Below are 15272 nucleotides of genomic sequence, written 5' to 3' on the forward strand. Positions count from 1 at the left end.
CTCAGTTGACTGAGGTACAAGAACCCCACCCCCTACCCCCTCCCCGCAAGCGATGAGGGGGCTATGATGTACCTCAGTAGACTAGGAAACGCTATAAGATCTGGACAGTTTTACGCGAACCGGATTGCAGTCTATCTGGTTTTTGGCTTAACCTGCGATCGCTCTTCTATCCCAATGTTACCCTGTAAACCTCCTGTGTGTACTAGTAGCAATGAATCGCCTTGACAAAAAAATCCTTGCTTTAGTAAATCCATCACTCCGTAAAACATTTTTGCGGTATATACGTAATCGAGGGGTACGCCATGTTTCTCTCTGAACTGCTGGCTAAACAGTAGCAACTCGTCGTTCACCTTTGCATAGCCGCCGAAGTGGTAATCACACACTAATTCCCAGTTAGCCGGAGAGGTATATGGCGAAGGTAAACCAGAGGCGAGATAATTTGTCAATAAGCTTTCGATTTCTTGGGCGAGAAAAGCCCCATTTTTCAATACTGGAAAAGCGATCGCTCTTTGCTTATGATCTAACGATAGTGTAATACCAGCCAGTGTGGTAGCCGTACCGCAGGCTACGCATATATGATCAAATGCGTAGGCGTAGCCAGCCGTAGGTCTTACCCTGAGCCTGTCGTTGGCGTAGCCTCTCGTAGAGAAGGGCATCGCATTACTAACTATCTCTGTGCAGCCGCGCACACCATTTAAATTACTACCGCCTTCGGGAATGATAAACACCTCACCGAAGCGTTGTTGCAGATATTCCTGTAGCGCTGGTGTGTTGCGCTGTCGATACGTCTCGCGGTTCAAGTACACAAGCTGCATACCCTGTTGTAGAGCGAAACTCAGCGTCGGGTTGAGTGGTAGCCTCTGTTCCCCACGAATTACACCAATGGTACGAAAACCAAAAAGATTACCAGCCGCCGCAGTTGCATAGATGTGATTGGAATAAGCGCCGCCAAAAGTAAGCAGCGTCGTGAAATTTTTCTCCTTAGCCTCCAAAAGATTGTATTTCAGCTTGAACCACTTGTTGCCGTTAACCCACGGGTGCATGAGATCGAGGCGCAGCACATACAGATTAACACCAGCGTTGCGGGTGATTTGGCTGTTGATTTGTTGTAGAGGAGGAGGATAAAAGATTAACGACATCCGTAAACATTGTAACTTAGAATTTACATTCTCTCACATTCATTATTGAGCAAAAAAATAATGATAAACATTGAGTAATTCAATGGTAAATCTATCAAATGAAGAATAAATCTTTCTGATGATTACCTTTAGAAATTGGCATTTTACTAATTGAGTATTTCAGGTAAACATAAGAAACATAACACTCGCTCCAGATAATATTTTTTGGGGGAAAACAAATGGTTTCACTCACACAGCTTACTCAAGTTATTCCCAATTCAGGGCGTTTGACGATTCAAACTGTTGAAATTGCTCCTCAAACGACTGCTATCCGTTGTCTCGACTGGGATAGAGAACGTTTTGATATCGAGTTTGGTTTACGCAATGGGACGACTTATAATTCTTTCTTAATTCAGGGAGAAAAAGTTGCCTTAGTTGACACATCTCACCGGAAGTTTGAGCAGCTCTATCTTCAGGTACTGATCGGGTTAATTGATCCGACTAAAATAGATTACTTGATTATTAGCCACACAGAACCCGATCACAGTGGCTTAGTGAAAAATATTTTAGAATTAGCTCCCGCCATTACTGTTGTCGGTGCTAAAGTAGCTATTCAATTTTTAGAAAATATGGTTCACCAGCCTTTTAAATCAATGCAGGTGAAAAGTGGAGAGCTATTAGATTTAGGCAACGGACACAAATTAGAATTTATCTCTGCACCTAACTTACACTGGCCTGACACAATCTTGACTTATGACCACAAAACTTCCACTCTCTACACCTGTGATGTATTTGGGATGCACTACTGCGATGACCATACCTATGATGAAAATATTAGCTCAATAGAGGAGGATTTTAAATATTACTATGATTGTCTCATGGGGCCTAATGCCCGGTCTGTTTTGACAGCTTTAAAACGGATTGAAAATTTAGAAATAGTCACAGTTGCCACAGGACATGGCCCTTTATTACAACACTATATTTCCCAATGGCTCGGACGGTATCAAAACTGGAGTTTAGAACAAGCAAAAACAGAGACATTAGTAGCTCTATTTTATGTTGAAGATTACGGGTATAGCGAACATTTAGTCCGTACCATAGCACATGGATGCGCGAAAACAGGCGTGGCAGTAGAATTAGTAGCTCTCAATAGTGCCGAGCCTCAAGAAGTTCGAGAATTAGTTGTACAAGCTTCTGGTTTAGTAATTGGAATGCCAGCCCAATCTTCTGTGATGGCTCAAGCTGCTTTAAGTACGATTTTAGCTGCTGTTCACAAGAAACAGGCAATTGGTTTATTAGAGTCAGGAGGGGGAGAAGATGAACCCGTTTACCCCTTACGCAATAAGTTTCAAGCATTAGGATTAACTGAAGGTTTTCCCCCTATATTAGTCAAGGAAATTCCTACTCAAGCAACGGAACAACTTTGTGATGAAGCGGGGACAGATATGGGTCAATGGTTGACACGCGATCGCACCATTAAACAGATTAAATCTATCAATACCGAGCTAGAAAAAGCTTTAGGGCGTATTAGCACAGGATTGTATATTATCACTGCCAAAAAAGGAGAAATTCAGAGTGCAATGTTTGCTTCGTGGGTGACACAAGCGAGTCTTGAGCCTTTAGGAGTAGCGATCGCAGTATCCAAAGATCGGGCAATTGAATCCTTGATGCACGTTGGCGATCGCTTTGTTTTAAACGTTTTAGAAGAAGGCAAATATCAAGGATTAATGAAACATTTTTTGAAGCGTTTTGCTCCTGGTGCAGATCGCTTTGCGGGAGTGAAAACATATCCAGCCACCAATGAATCGCCCGTTTTAGCTGAAGCTTTAGCTTACATGGAATGTGAAATTACTAGCCGCATGGATTGTGGAGATCATTGGGTAATTTATAGCACAGTTCAAACTGGAAGAGTTGCCAAGCTAAATGCACTTACCGCCGCCCATCACCGTAAAATTGGCAATCATTATTAAATGGGGCATTGGTTATTTCCCCCTTGCTCTCCAACAGACGCGATTAATCGCGTCTCTACCCACTCTTATACGCGATTAATCGTGTCTCCCAAAAGCTATGTATAAATCTCCTGAAAATACCCCAATTAGTATGTACGAAATAAATCGGGGGCGCGTCGTGCGCTCCTTGGAATTTATCCAAGATATAATTGTAATTTCTTTGTGTATCGGTTTATTTAGCTTCATGGTGCTTCAGGTGAGAGATATGTTTCTCTCCCTACTTCCGCCTCTAGATTTTCATGCTGTTACTGCCGATATTCTGTTTTTACTTATCTTAGTTGAGCTATTCCGATTGCTGATTATTTATCTACAGGAACATCGAGTATCTATTGGGGTAGCTGTTGAAGTCTCTATTGTTTCCGCCTTGCGAGAAGTAATTGTTAAAGGTGTTCTAGAAACTAATTGGAGTCAAGTTTTAGCAACTTGTGCCTTTTTATTAGTGCTGGGAATACTACTGTTCCTCAGAGTTTGGCTACCCCCGACCTTTGAAGGTATCGACCCGGAACAAGAAGCATCTAAACGCTATAGAAGCCGACCCAAGTCTGAATTAACACAAACCAATAGTCATTAAGAGTAGGGAGTGGGGAGTAAGAATTTTAGATTTTAGATTTTGGATTTTATTCAATCTAAAATCCAAAATCTAAAATCCAAAATTGAATTGCCCAATGCCCAATGCCCCATTATTAAGAGAGGTTATTATGTCTGCAAATACTTTAACTACCAGCCATGCTAGAGATGTACAAGTTGCTGAAATTGGTAAAAATACTCTGATTCTGCGATCGCGGACTTGGGAACGACTAAAATTTGAGGTTGAGTATTCCCGCCAAAAAGGAACTACGGCGAATTCTTATCTGATTCAAGCTGATAAAAAGGCTTTAATTGACCCTCCTGGTGAATCTTTTACCGAAATTTACCTTCAGCAACTTGCACAACATCTAGACTTTACCACCCTAGATTACATTGTTCTCGGTCATGTCAATCCCAACCGTAGAGCCACCTTGCAAGTATTACTTTCTCAAGTTCCTCAAGTTACTTTAATTTGTTCTCGCCCCGCCGCCAATGCTCTAAAAACCGCCTTTCCCGAATGGGCATCACGTATTCAAGCGGTGCGATCGGGAGATACTTTAGATTTAGGACAAGAACATCATCTATCATTTATCACCGTACCAACTCCTCGCTGGGCGGATGGACTTTGTACCTACGATCCCACTACAAAAATTCTCTACACAGACAAACTTTTTGGCGCTCATATTTGCGAAGATATCTTATTTGATGAAGATTGGAAGGGATTAGATGTGGAACGCCGTTACTATTTTGAATGTCTCCATGCGCCCCAAGCCAAACAAGTTGAAGCAGCCTTAGATAAAATATCGGTTTTGGGAGGCAGATGTTACGCCCCAGCACACGGCCCGGTTGTTCGTTACAGCCTTAGTCGTTTTACTTATGATTACCGTCAATGGTGTCAAGGGCAAAAATCTCAGGAGTTGAGTGTTGCTTTGCTTTATGCTTCTGCTTATGGTAATACAGCAACTTTGGCGAATGCGATCGCTCAAGGTTTAATTCAAAATGGAATTAATGTCGAATCGATTAACTGTGAACTAGCAGATTCGGCAGAAATTAGCCGCATTGTAGAAACCTGTGATGGCTTGATTATCGGTTCACCCACTTTAGGCGGTCATGCACCGACTCAAATTCAAACAGCTTTAGGAATAGTTCTCTCCGCAACGGCTAAAACTAAGTTAGCAGGGGTGTTTGGTTCCTACGGTTGGAGTGGAGAGGCAATTGATTTACTTGAAAGCAAGCTTAAAGATGCTAATTATCAACTAGGGTTTGAAACAATTCGGGTGCGTTTCAGCCCTACTCCTGAGATTCTCCAGCAGTGTCAACAAGCAGGTGCTTCTTTTGCTCAAAACTTAAAGAAAACCAAAAAACTGCGTACTTCCCGGCAGATTGTCACAGAAACCCATGTAGATCGTACCGAACAAGCTGTGGGGCGGATCATTGGTTCTCTATGTGTTGTGACAACTCGTGATCAAGAAACTCACAAAGGCGTTTTAACTTCTTGGATATCTCAGGCAACTTTTAACCCGCCAGGAATTATGATTGCGATCGCTAACGAGCAGAATGCAGATTTAATGCATCATCCTGGTGATAATTTTGTGCTGAATATCCTCAAAGAAGGCAGAAATGTGCGACGCTATTTTTCTCGTCATAGCACTTTAGGCGATAATCCTTTTGCAAATCTTGCCACACAAACTGCTCTGAATGGTTGTTTGATTCTAAATGAGGCATTAGCCTATTTAGAATGTACGGTGCAAAATCAGCTTGAATGTGGTGATAGATGGTTAATTTATGCCGTTATCAATCACGGTGAAGTGTTGGAAAATGATGGTGTCACTGCTTTGGAACATCGGAAATCTGGCAGCTATTATTAACAGTTACCAGTAAAGGCTAGTGGGGACTGGGGACACTTGTTGAATCCAGTTCCCAACTAATTAAATTACGAATTACTGTTTTCTTAGCATTAGCGAATCTTACCTACAGCACGTTGCGCGTAGCAAGCTTTAAGCTGATTAATTTTGAAAACATCCTTTCTTAATTTTACTAAAAATAAAAGGTCTCTCAAAATATTCTCCTAACCTAGACTTGCAAGCAGGTAGTCCTAACTTGGCGCGAAATTTTTCGTCGTATACTGCTTCTTGCCAATTTTCTGCCGATTTAATTTGCTCGGTGGTCATATTTTTAGCATGACGAAAATCTGTTATATCTACATTACTTTGAGTCAAGTCAACATCACGGAGGTTAGCACTTCTTAAATCTACTCCCTGTAATTTTGCAACATTTAATCTAGCACCACTAAAATTCATATTTTTTAAGTCTAAAAAGGTTAATTCACTATATGTTAAATCAGCATTTTGTAAGTTTGCTGATTGAAGATTGACATTACTAAAGGTGACATAAGATAAATTAGCGTTGTTGAGATTTGCTCCCGCTAAATCTACATCTGCAAGGAAAGTACTTTTTAAGTTAGCACTACTTAAATTCGCAGCACGTAGATTACTATCAGAAATAAATAAGCCAGAGAGATTAGTATCAGCAAAGTTAGCTGATTGTAAGTTAACTTTCTCTAACGAAACTTTATAGTCTGCATTACAACTAAAATCAATATCACCGATTTCTGAGAATCCAGATTCTCCATGATCATCAGATTTATCATTCCAAGTCCATCGCATCTCTGCTTGGCGTAAATCAGCCCCTTGTAAATTTGCACCATCTAATTTAGCATTTGTCAGTTCTGCTTCTCTTAAATCGGCTCCAGCTAAATCAGCATTTGTTAAATCTGCACCACCTAAATCACACTTGGGACATTTTTTAGTTGTCAGCAACTGCTTTATGTGATTGGGATTTGAAGTTCTTTTAGCCTCACAATCTGTACAAGCAGAAAGAAAACTTATTAATATAACTGATGCACTTAGTACTTTTAATTTTATATACATACTCAATAATTAGTTGTAGTTATTTTTATGAAAAAATTAAGATATATAGCAATCTTACACCGACAGACTCAGATCCCCGACTTCTTCAAGAAGTCGGGGATCTTTTTGTTCGTAAATCTTTGAAACTCAAATTCCAAATTCTGAAACTCAAGTTCCGAGTTTTGAGGGCGATCGCAAGCATTTGGTTAAGGCAAATAGCCCTTAGACTATTGAGTTACCCATCTTCTTGCCAAGCTGATAAAAATGTTTAGCTCTGTGCTTGAATTGCCAAATCTTCTACTTGCCTAATTTGATTCCAGTCAATGACAGCAACCCACATAGTTTCCTTCTGAGAATACTTCACTACTCCATCTACCTCCAAATCTTCGCTGTAAAAAGTGAGTAACTGACCGTCTTGCAACTCAATACTTTGACTAGCCAAATCCTCAATAGTACCGATGCAATTCAGACGTAAGCGACCTTCGACATCAGCATTATGAAAATCTGCAAAGACTCTGAGTCTGCTCATGTGTTTCTTTCGATTATGAATTTTGCCTTGCTGGGTTAGCAATTGTGGGCGTAAGCAGGCTGTTAACTTGCTCTGGATTTAAGCCAATTAAGGTGGCATGATTTGGACTTCTGCCAGATGTTCGGATTACATCTCCACCTAAAGAGCGAATTTCACTCACTGTTGTTACTCCAACCAGCCCATGAGGAATGCATACTGCCAACTGTGCTACTGACAATCCTACTGCACATTCCACCGAAATTCCTGTGAAGCCACTGGGATGGGTTCCTATTCCACGTTTAATATCTTCTGGAAGATTGCGACCCCCTCGAACCACTAAAGCTTCATCTGGAATTTTTTCCACAAGTGTAGATTTATTTGAATCCAGTAACCGCTATACTTTACCAGAAATAAACGAAAAATCTAGGTTCTTGGCTTTAGGTTCTGGCCTCATGTTCCATACCCAAAATCGTGATCTAAGATTGTTGGATATCCTATAAAGTGCGATCGCCACTATACCGATGATTGAAGTTGAGCATCTAAGTAAAATATACGGCTCTACCCCAGCGATTACTGATGTCACTTTTAGCGTCGAACCTGGGGAAATTTTAGGGCTTCTCGGCCCTAATGGGGCTGGTAAAACCACAACCATGCGGATTCTGGCTGGTTATTTACCGGCAACAAATGGTAATGCGCGGATTGCTGGTTATGATGTCCATGAGAATTCCCTCGCTGTACGCCAACGAATTGGTTATTTACCCGAAACACCGCCGTTATATCCAGAAATGACGGTGGAGGGATTTTTGCATTTTGTCGCCCGAATTAAGGGAGTATCAGCAGGCGATCGCACCAATAAAGTCACAGCCGCCATCGAACGCTGTAATTTAGAAGATAAGCGGCGAGTGATTATTCGCAAACTCTCTAAAGGATATCGCCAAAGGGTAGGAATTGCTCAAGCGATCGTCCACGATCCACCAGCGATCATTTTGGATGAACCCACCGTCGGACTCGATCCTCGACAAATAATTGAGGTGCGGAATTTAATTAAAAGCCTCGCTGGGACTCACACAATTATTCTTTCCACGCACATTCTGCCAGAAGTAAGCATGACTTGTAGCCGCGTCGCCATCATCAATCGCGGTAAAGTTGTGGCAACTAATACACCCGAAAACTTGATGACCCAGTTGACAGGTGGCTCAGGGTATGAATTGGAAATAGAAGGAGAAGCAGCTCTAGCGAAACAGGTATTGCAAAAAGTCGCGGGTGTGAGTCTGGTAGAATCAATTCCGACAGCCGGAATGCATAGTCATCAACCCCAGGAAAACCGCGCTTATCTGCGGGTGATATCGCAACCGGGAAAAGAACCAGGACGCGATATTGCCACAACATTAGTACGTGCAGGATTCGGTTTACATGAACTGCGGCGTGTTAACGCCACCTTAGAAGATGTATTCTTGCAACTGACCACAGAAGAAAAGAATTTCGAGACTGAGGTAGACTTAGCAGCAGACAACGAAGGAGAGGCAGCGTAAATGGGTGTAGTGCTGAGTAATATTATTGCCATTTATCGCCGAGAGTTACAGAGTTATTTTGTATCACCTTTGGCTTATGCGATCGCAGGCATATTTTGGTTCATCGCGGGGTTATTCTTCGTGATGATTTTGCTGGGGCCAGATGGCATTTTAACCGGAGTCGCGGCAATAGATTTACAAGGACAACAACAGGGAGTACCAGTACCACTGATAGATGTCCCCTACGAATTTGTGCGAGCATTTTTGGATCGTATGGGGTGGCTATTGTTGTTTATCTTGCCAATTCTCTCAATGGGACTCTATGCCGAAGAACGTAAGCGCGGCACTTTAGAACTTTTAGCCACATCACCAATCACCAATTGGGCGGTAGCTTTAGGTAAATTATTAGGCGTGATCACATTTTTTACCACGATGGTTGTACCGATGCTAGTGTTGGAAGCGATCGCAATCAGTGGTTCAAATCCACCAATGACGCTTTCAATTCCCTTGCTGGGTCATTTGGGATTAATCTTGCTAGCAGCAGCAATTTTATCTGTAGGAATGTTTATTTCCTCGTTAACAGACAGCACAATTCTGTCTGCCGTTCTCACCTTTGCAGTAATCTTATTATTGTTATTGATTGATTTAATCGGCAAAATTATCCCTGGCCCCGTGGGTGAAGCATTAGGTTATCTGTCATTACTGAAACATTACAACACTTTAATTCAAGGTATTTTTGATACCAGCGCCTTAATTTTATTCGCCAGTTACATTTTTTTGGGCATCTTTCTCACCGCTCAATCGATTGATGCACTGCGCTTTCAAAGGCAGTAATTATTAGTCATTTGTCATTGGTCATTTATCATTTGGTACATTGCCAATTGAGTTTAGGTAGGAGTTTAATTTGGGTGCTAGTTCGTTAATGATTATTTTGATTGCATTTATACTACAAACGGGTTGGAGTTTTACTTTTAAAATCGCTAAGAGATTAACAGGCAAAATTTTCTTTGCCCAGGCAAAAGTCCAGGAATCAGCCGTTTTTAGTATATAGCGTTTCCAAATCAGATAATGTACATCATAGCCCCCTCCTCGCCTGCGGGGACGGGGTTGGGGGTGGGGTTCTTCGGGTTTAATAAGCAATCAAGCGGACATGATATCACTAGTTTTTTACAAATGACCAACGACCAATGACAAATGACAAATTATATGAAGATAGTTGCAAAAAAGAAACTGTGGAAATATCTATTTTGGTTTGGCCCGTTCCTAATTACTGTCGGCTTAACAGTTGGATTAGTCTCTGAACAGTGGGGATTAATTCCATTAGCATTCATAATTACAGGAATTGTGATCAGTGGGTTGTGGATAATATGGCAAAGCTACCAAACTAACTGGTGGAGGCGTCGTTCTACCCAAGCTGGGACTAATGCCCTAGTAGCAACTCTGGCAGTATTAGCAATTTTGGGATTGATTAACTTTTTGGGAACTCGCTATCACTTGCGATCAGACTTAACAGAAACTCAATTGTTTACCCTTGCGCCCCAGTCACGGCAATTGGTGAATGCCCTACCACAGCCAGTTAAGGTGTGGGTGTTTGATATTAGCCAGAATCCCCAAGACCGAGAACTGCTAGAAAATTATCAACGGCAAAGCTCAAAATTTAAATATGAGTACATCGACCCCCAAGCTAGACCGGGACTTGCAGAAAAGTTTGGCGTTAAAGATTATGGGGAAGTTTACCTAGAATCTGGGGATAAACGGCAATTAGTACAAACAGTAAATGAAAATCAGCGCTTGTCCGAAGTCAGATTAACTAGTCGCCTGCAACAACTAACAAATTCAACCACAGCCAAAGTTTACTTACTCCAAGGTCATGGCGAACGCCAACTTTCAGCTGGTAAAGATGCAATATCACAAGCAGTTCAGGGATTAGGTGACAAAAGCTTTACAACAGCACCCCTGAATCTAGCAGAAATTTCCAAAGTTCCTGAAGATGCGGCTGTCGTAATAGTAGCTGGCCCCAAACGAGGGTTGTTTGAGGGTGAAGTCAAAGCCTTGCAAGAATATCTGAATCGGGGTGGTAACTTACTGCTGATGATTGATCCCAATACCGATCCCAAACTTAACACCTTGCTACAAGAGTGGGGTGTTCGTCTGGATAATCGTTTAGCAGTCGATGTTTCTGGGGAAAGCGTCGTGGGGCTTGGCCCTGCTGCGCCCTTAGTGACAGAATACGGACAACATCCGATTACCAAAGATTTCGCTAACGGTAATTCTTTTTATCCGATTGCCCGACCACTGGAAATTACCTCTGTGCCTGGTGTCGAAGCTACTCCACTGCTGCGAACCAAACCCTATCCCAACAGTTGGGCAGAAAGCGACCTTAAAAGCGAAAAATTGGAGTTTAATGCAGATAAAGACCTCAAAGGGCCTCTGACCTTGGGCGTAGCCTTAACCAGAAAACAAGCAGCTAAATCTACTTCCACTCCCCAAGCTTCACCGACACCTTCACCCCTACCATCACCAACCACCCAAAGCAAAGCTAGCCCTACTCCTTCACCTTCACCCAAAACTCCGCAAGCTTCACCCCTACCATCACCAACCACCCAAGGCAAAACTACCCCCACTCCCTCATCTCAAACAGCTACCGAGTCGCGGTTAGTGGTCTTAGGAAATTCTAGCTTCGCCACCGATGGCTTATTTCAACAGCAACTAAATGGAGATGTATTTCTCAACTCAGTTACTTGGCTGAGTCAACAGGAGAAGCAACCCCTTTCTATTCGCCCCAAAGAACCGAAAAACCGTCGAATAACCTTGACAACTACCCAAGCGAATCTTTTAATATTGTCGTCTTTGTTGGTTTTACCCTTAATTGGGTTTGCGATCGCAGTTATTATCTGGTGGAAACGACGGTAAGAAGTGAGTTAGGAGTTAGGAGTTAGGATTAGGAGTTATAAATATAACGTTTACTAATCAGATGAGGTACATCATAGCCCCCTCCTCGCTTGCGGGGAGGGGGTTGGGGGTGGGGTTCTTGTACCTCACTCAACTGAGAACCGCTATAAATATTAACTTTTCACCAATGCCCTGTTTAGCCAATGATTAAAAAATGAAATTGCCACGAACGACTTTAATTTTGATACTGCTAGCGCTAGCTTTAGGTGGTTTTGTTTACTTCTATGAAATTCGAGGTGCAACTGTGCGAGAAGAAAATAAGGAGCAAAAGCAGCAAATTTTCTCTTTTGCAGCAGATGATGTGCAGTCTTTAACAGTTAAGACAAAAAAACTCACCCTGAATCTGAAACGTAGTCCTGAATCTAGTAATCCCAAGTGGTTAATTAAATCTCCGATATCAGCCCCAGCAAATGATGCTATTGTTTCTTATTTGATGGATTTATTGGTCAAAGGTAAGAGCGATCGCACTTTATCAACTCCAGCAAAAGAGCTTGGAGAATTTGCTTTAGATCAACCCCAAGCAACTATCAATATCACCCTAAAAAACCGCCAAAGCCATCAGTTGCTTTTGGGAAAATCTAACTTTAACGGTCATTTCTTGTATGCTCTAACTGACCCTGCTGCTAAACCCGATGGCAATATAAATGTGCTGTTGGTATCTACAGATTTTGCAAATGCCGTGAATCGGGAACTATCAGAGTGGAAGCAACCTGTAGATAATAGTCAGAAACTACCTGGACTCAGCACGCCTTTACCAACTCCGAAAAACAGCAAATAATTAATTTAAAATCTGGTGATATTATTATGACAAATCCAACAGCAACATTGCTGATTTCCTGCCCCGATCAACGGGGACTCGTGGCGAAATTTGCCAATTTCATCTATTCTAATGGTGGTAATATTATCCATGCAGATCAGCATACAGACTTTGCTGCTGGGTTATTTCTCACGCGCATTGAATGGCAATTAGATGGGTTCAATTTACCGCGAGAATTTATTGCCCCTGCATTTAATGCGATCGCACAACCTTTAGGCGCTAAGTGGGAAATACGTTTTTCTGATACAGTACCACGCATTGCTATTTGGGTAAGTCGGCAAGATCATTGTCTATTTGACTTGATTTGGCGACAACGCGCTAAAGAGTTTGTTGGAGAGATTCCTTTAATTATTAGTAACCATTCTAATTTAAAGGTAGTGGCAGAGCAATTTAATATCGACTTCCAGCACATTCCCATCAGTAAAGATAATAAATCAGAACAGGAAGCCCAACAACTAGAATTACTACGCCAGTACAAAATAGATTTAGTTGTATTGGCGAAATATATGCAGATTGTTAGTGCAGATTTTATTAGTCAATTTCCGCAAATTATCAATATTCATCATTCATTTTTACCAGCTTTTATCGGAGCTAATCCTTATCATCGAGCTTTTGAACGTGGGGTAAAAATTATTGGTGCAACTGCTCATTATGCCACTGCTGATTTAGATGCAGGCCCAATTATTGAACAAGATGTGGTGCGAGTTAGTCACCGTGATGAAGTTGATGATTTGGTGAGAAAAGGCAAAGATTTGGAGAGAGTTGTATTAGCAAGAGCGGTGCGATCGCACTTGCAAAATCGTGTATTAGTCTATGGAAATAGGACAGTAGTATTTGAGTGATTTTATTTATATCCGAACGAATCTTTGGACTTAAAATGGCCTGATAATGTTATTCCAATTTTTCAGCCTGCCAATAGCCCAGAGCTTAATCCCATTGAACGTTTATGGGAACACATTAAGTACAAATTTTCTTGGGAATATTGCACCAATTTAGATCAATTAAGTGGTATAAGTATTATCTCGTAGTTTGTTTCAAAAATCAAATCTGATTCCTATATGACTAATAAGTATTTGAGTATACACGATAAAATTTAATTCCGATTCCAAGTAATTTTAAGCATTTACACTTAAAAAGTCTGGCATACTCACATAAATTTTTTATAAATTTGACTATCTCTATCGATTTAATGTATTATCATTAATACTCATTAATAAATTGCCAAAATGGTATAGCCATTGCCTTGGTAAATATGAAACAAATTAAATTCACAAATAATCCTGGTAAAATCACAGCACTTTTATTTTTAATCACAATTTTACTGACACCTTTTGTAGTTGTAAATGCTGGAGAACGTGGGGTGTTAATGCAGTTTGGCGAGGTACAGAAAACAGTATTAGGCGAAGGAATACATATTATAATTCCCATTGCCAATACAGTCAAAAGAATCAGTGTGAGAGTTCAAAAACAAGAAGTCTCTGCTGAAGCTTCTTCTAAATATTTACAAGATGTATTTACAGATGTAGTATTAAACTGGCACGTTATACCTGAAGAAACCAATATAATTTTTCAAGAAATTGGTGATGAAAAAGATATAGTTGAAAAAATTATTAATCCGGCGGTAGAGGAAGTTTTGAAAGCAGTTATAGCCAGGTATACGACAGAAGAAATAGTTACTAAACGAGGAGAAGTAAAATCTGAAGTTGATGATACATTAACAGCAATATTGCATGACTATCATATTGCTGTTGATGATATTTCACTGGTTCATGTCAACTTTTCAGATAAGTTCAGTGAAGCAGTTGAAGCAAAACAAATTGCAGAACAAGATGCCAAACAAGCAGATTTTATCGCGCTGAAAGCAGCAAAACAAGCCGAAGCTAAGGTTAATTTAGCTAAGGGAGAAGCAGAAATAAACAGATTACTACATGATAGTTTGACCAATGAAATTTTGACAAGGCAGGCAATAGAAAAATGGGATGGTAAATTACCTTTAATTGTGACAAAGGATACACCAAATTTTTTAAATACAAGTGAGATTTTAAAATTGAAGTAATTTGCTTATAATGCAATAACCCAGTACTGGAGACTGTTTTTTTTTGTTAATTACCAGAAAAGAAACTAGGACTATCGAGAATTTTAAACTGAATTAATATCAGAATCAAAAAGGTATAAGCGGTTGAAGAGACTAAGCCTGTCAATAGTTCTTTTTTTAAGTTGTCTTCTTGGTTTTGTTTTTGGAATATATCGATTGCACCTGCTTGCATCAACAGAATACCAATAATGTTAGATAGCCAGTAACCAATGATCACGCAAGGCATAAGTAATTTAGGAGCAAAAAGACTACAAATATAACCGAAAAAATAAGCAATTGGTAAATTGAACACTAGATCATTCCACCAGCATAATGGTGACAATAAATATCCAATCACTAAGAAAAATCCACCTCTGAGCTTCTGCAATAATGTTTTAGGTAAATTTTCTGGAGTTTGCGATAACAACTCTTGACCACTCTTTTTGATCTCGTTCATACTTGTACATTAATTCTATCAACTAACCGTACTTTATAACAAAAAGTCCAAAAAGTCCAGGGATAAATAGAAGTTGGAATTGCCTAGTTTAAGGAATTATACGTAAATTTGTTGTATCGATAAATTATATATGCACAACGGAAAGATTTTTATTTGAGCAACTAGACGCAAATAAATGATATGGTAAACATTATATCAAGCAGTTGAGGGCGTGTAGAGGTTATGCCCGGATTATTATTATTTATGCAGTTATTTCCTAGGGCGTGTCATCAATTAAGCCAGATAACAGTAGCAGCAAGATAAATTGCACCAAGAAAGTTTATTGCTCGCTTATCATAACGTGTAGCGAT

The 15272-nt window shown here is 40.5% G+C and carries 14 protein-coding genes; 9 read left to right on the plus strand and 5 right to left on the minus strand.

All coding sequences use genetic code 11. From position 1 onward, the window contains the following. Nucleotides 1-131 precede the first annotated feature (131 nt). A complete protein-coding gene (locus tag V7K15_RS12555) occupies nucleotides 132-1139 on the minus strand; it encodes a 1-aminocyclopropane-1-carboxylate deaminase/D-cysteine desulfhydrase (protein ID WP_334905828.1) in 1008 nt (335 codons plus the stop codon). A 218-nt stretch (nucleotides 1140-1357) separates the two neighbouring features. On the opposite strand from V7K15_RS12555, the gene V7K15_RS12560 reads away from it, so the two are divergent. The 3 genes from V7K15_RS12560 to V7K15_RS12570 all read left to right on the plus strand — a co-directional run bounded on the left by V7K15_RS12560 (nucleotide 1358) and on the right by V7K15_RS12570 (nucleotide 5562). Next, nucleotides 1358-3088: a diflavin flavoprotein gene (locus V7K15_RS12560; RefSeq protein ID WP_334905829.1), complete on the plus strand. Its 1731-nt coding sequence runs from the start codon at nucleotides 1358-1360 to the stop codon at nucleotides 3086-3088. Nucleotides 3089-3185: 97 nt separating this feature from the next. After that, nucleotides 3186-3698, plus strand: a complete 513-nt coding sequence (locus tag V7K15_RS12565) for a phosphate-starvation-inducible PsiE family protein (protein WP_334905830.1) — start codon at nucleotides 3186-3188, stop codon at nucleotides 3696-3698. Between the two features lie 127 nt (nucleotides 3699-3825). Beyond that, nucleotides 3826-5562: a diflavin flavoprotein gene (locus tag V7K15_RS12570; RefSeq protein ID WP_334905831.1), complete on the plus strand. Its 1737-nt coding sequence runs from the start codon at nucleotides 3826-3828 to the stop codon at nucleotides 5560-5562. A gap of 138 nt (nucleotides 5563-5700) precedes the next feature. Here V7K15_RS12570 and V7K15_RS12575 read toward each other — a convergent pair whose 3' ends face one another. The 3 genes from V7K15_RS12575 to V7K15_RS12585 all read right to left on the minus strand — a co-directional run bounded on the left by V7K15_RS12575 (nucleotide 5701) and on the right by V7K15_RS12585 (nucleotide 7475). Next, entirely contained in the window at nucleotides 5701-6624 is a 924-nt protein-coding gene (locus V7K15_RS12575) for a pentapeptide repeat-containing protein (RefSeq protein ID WP_334905832.1), read from the minus strand. A gap of 247 nt (nucleotides 6625-6871) precedes the next feature. Beyond that, the gene (locus V7K15_RS12580) at nucleotides 6872-7132 is read right to left on the minus strand and encodes a hypothetical protein (protein ID WP_334905833.1); all 261 of its coding nucleotides are present in this window, start codon (nucleotides 7130-7132) and stop codon (nucleotides 6872-6874) included. A 13-nt stretch (nucleotides 7133-7145) separates the two neighbouring features. After that, nucleotides 7146-7475, minus strand: a complete 330-nt coding sequence (locus V7K15_RS12585) for a flavoredoxin (RefSeq protein ID WP_334905834.1) — start codon at nucleotides 7473-7475, stop codon at nucleotides 7146-7148. A 157-nt stretch (nucleotides 7476-7632) separates the two neighbouring features. Between V7K15_RS12585 and V7K15_RS12590 the strand changes: the two genes are divergently transcribed. From V7K15_RS12590 to V7K15_RS12620, 6 genes are all read left to right on the plus strand, one after another. Further along, the gene (locus V7K15_RS12590; RefSeq protein ID WP_334905835.1) at nucleotides 7633-8643 is read left to right on the plus strand and encodes an ABC transporter ATP-binding protein; all 1011 of its coding nucleotides are present in this window, start codon (nucleotides 7633-7635) and stop codon (nucleotides 8641-8643) included. Beyond that, a complete protein-coding gene (locus V7K15_RS12595) occupies nucleotides 8644-9456 on the plus strand; it encodes an ABC transporter permease (RefSeq protein WP_334905836.1) in 813 nt (270 codons plus the stop codon). Nucleotides 9457-9828: 372 nt separating this feature from the next. After that, on the plus strand, nucleotides 9829-11535 hold the full coding sequence (locus V7K15_RS12600) for a GldG family protein (protein ID WP_334905837.1): 1707 nt from the start codon (nucleotides 9829-9831) through the stop codon (nucleotides 11533-11535). Nucleotides 11536-11728: 193 nt separating this feature from the next. Further along, complete coding sequence (locus tag V7K15_RS12605) at nucleotides 11729-12352, plus strand: DUF4340 domain-containing protein (protein WP_334905838.1); 624 nt, start codon at nucleotides 11729-11731, stop codon at nucleotides 12350-12352. Between the two features lie 26 nt (nucleotides 12353-12378). Further along, nucleotides 12379-13233 carry a formyltetrahydrofolate deformylase gene (gene purU / locus V7K15_RS12610; RefSeq protein ID WP_334905839.1) on the plus strand — a complete coding sequence of 285 codons (855 nt, stop codon included), beginning with the start codon at nucleotides 12379-12381 and terminating at the stop codon, nucleotides 13231-13233. Between the two features lie 410 nt (nucleotides 13234-13643). Then, nucleotides 13644-14447, plus strand: a complete 804-nt coding sequence (locus V7K15_RS12620) for a prohibitin family protein (RefSeq protein ID WP_334905841.1) — start codon at nucleotides 13644-13646, stop codon at nucleotides 14445-14447. Nucleotides 14448-14493: 46 nt separating this feature from the next. On the opposite strand, the gene V7K15_RS12625 is transcribed toward V7K15_RS12620, so the two are convergent. Next, nucleotides 14494-14922, minus strand: coding sequence for a hypothetical protein (locus tag V7K15_RS12625; RefSeq protein ID WP_334905842.1), 429 nt, complete (start codon nucleotides 14920-14922; stop codon nucleotides 14494-14496). Between the last annotated feature and the right edge of the window lie 350 nt (nucleotides 14923-15272).

Origin of the sequence: Nostoc sp. (assembly GCF_036919815.1) — a bacterium.
In the GTDB taxonomy this organism is placed as follows: Bacteria; Cyanobacteriota; Cyanobacteriia; order Cyanobacteriales; family Nostocaceae; genus Nostoc.